General features: G+C 74.0%; 1 protein-coding gene. It reads right to left on the minus strand.

Annotation, left to right across the window (positions count from 1 at the left end):
- Window positions 1–335 (minus strand): alpha/beta hydrolase (locus H926_RS27885; RefSeq protein ID WP_043609783.1); only part of this gene is annotated, 335 nt, incomplete at both ends.

Here is a 335-nt window from a genome sequence, read left to right on the forward strand (position 1 = left end):
CATCGTCAGAGGCGGCGGTCAGGAACGTGGGCGGCGTACCGGCGCCCCCCCGCTGTTCCACCGAGCCTGCCCGCGCGGCCGCCGCCGGGGCGCCGGGACCCAGCAGGTTGTCGCGCGAACCGGCGTGGACGAATGTCTCGCTCAAGGTGATCACCGGATAGATCAGCCCGGCGAGGTCAGGCCGCGCCGAAAGCGCGTCGGCCGCGTCGCGCGGGGCATAGGTCTGTTCGGCAAAGCGCGTCGCCAGGCTGCCGGCCAGGTGCCCGCCGGCCGAAAAGCCCAGCACTGCCACCCGCGCCGGGTCGATGCCGAATTCGCCGGCGCGATGGCGCACC

Source organism: Novosphingobium sp. B-7 (assembly GCF_000410615.1).
Taxonomy (GTDB): Bacteria; Pseudomonadota; Alphaproteobacteria; order Sphingomonadales; family Sphingomonadaceae; genus Novosphingobium; species Novosphingobium capsulatum.